At 59.1% G+C, this 1,282-nt stretch carries 1 protein-coding gene and 1 pseudogene; one reads left to right on the forward strand and one right to left on the reverse strand.

The annotated features are described in order from the left end of the window. The first annotated feature begins 425 nt into the window (after positions 1-425). Positions 426-697, forward strand: a pseudogene (locus NKI10_RS30840) (type II toxin-antitoxin system ParD family antitoxin). Here the strand turns inward: NKI10_RS30840 and NKI10_RS30845 are convergent. Further along, positions 670-1,137 carry a hypothetical protein gene (locus NKI10_RS30845; RefSeq protein WP_352862611.1) on the reverse strand — a complete coding sequence of 156 codons (468 nt, stop codon included), beginning with the start codon at positions 1,135-1,137 and terminating at the stop codon, positions 670-672. The pseudogene NKI10_RS30840 and the gene NKI10_RS30845 sit on opposite strands and share 28 nt — an antisense overlap. Between the last annotated feature and the right edge of the window lie 145 nt (positions 1,138-1,282).

Genomic DNA, 1,282 nt, shown 5'->3' on the forward strand with positions numbered 1-1,282 from the left:
AGGTTCAAATCCTGTCCCCGCAACCAACATCAAAAACAGCCCGCTTCACGCGGGCTTTTTGCGTTCGGACCGTGATCGATGGCGATTTTAACCTGCATCGGGGGCCCGCAAGCAGGCGAAGCCGACGTCGTGGGACAGAAAAGCCAAATCATGGCCCCAATCAATTCAAAGTCCGCAGCTCGCAGGCCTTTTTGTATTCGGCACCTTTGCCCACGCGAAGCCGGTTGGCTCCCGCCTCTGTCAGCGCGGCAACCGCCACGCGCCGGCGCGATGGTGACCGGACGCTTTGGATCCTGCAAAACCAGGCGACGAACCATTCTCTCGCCATCAGATCTTGGAAAACGAACCGTGATCGTGCGCTTCCAATCATTGCTATCTATTGTTACCGGGCTTTGATCGGCGCCATAATCTTCCAGGAGGTTGCCGTGCCCGACTACGCTCTGAACGACCACTATGAGAGCTTTACCAGGAAGCAGCTCGAATCAGGCCGCTACAACAATGCCAGTGAGGTTGTTCGCGCCGGCCTGCGTATGCTCGAGGATTTCGAGGCGGAGCGGGAAAGATGGTTGCGCGAGGAGGTTCCGGCGCGCCTGACCGAGCTCCGGCAGCATCCGGCTAAACTAAGGGCATCCCTGTCGAGACAGTTTTTTCGCGGCTCGAGGCGCGTCATCACGCGAAGCAGGCGAAAGCCAAATAGGCAATGGAGTGCCGCATTGTCTTCCACCCCAAGGTGGAACTGAACTCGGCCAGCTCTATGACGACATAGCCGACCCGTGCGTCGCCGGCGATCGCTTGGAATTTCGTTGTCGGCATCCGCGACCATTGCCTGAGCGTGTCGACTTTTCCACAGTGCGGCACAGAGCGGGTCGAGATCATGCCTGGTCCGCGGATCATCGGCTGGCGACGTGCCGTCAGCATTGCTTTCGCAGTCGATGCCGAACGGGTCTGGTCCTGGGTATCTTTTTCGCCGGCAGCAACATCACGGCGGAATTGCTGGAAGGCCGGCTCTGAAGCGCTGCTTAGGCTGGCGTGGGGATCGACACTCGCCAGGAGGCGATCCTCAGGCCGATGGTACGCATCTGCCGCCGAGCGGTGGGAGCTTGGTGGAAGAGTGAACCGCAGCGGAACACCACTCACAAATTTCAGCCAAGCCAGCTCACGAATTTCCGCCCCGCGGATATCTCCACGAGAAATCGAAAAAACATCGTCGATGACTGTTGACAGTTCTGGTTGGTGGCGACTATATACGCCTCACGAACGAGGGCGGTGCGCCGCTGGCGGC

It is taken from the genome of Mesorhizobium sp. M0802 (assembly GCF_040320115.1).
Taxonomy (GTDB): Bacteria; Pseudomonadota; Alphaproteobacteria; order Rhizobiales; family Rhizobiaceae; genus Mesorhizobium.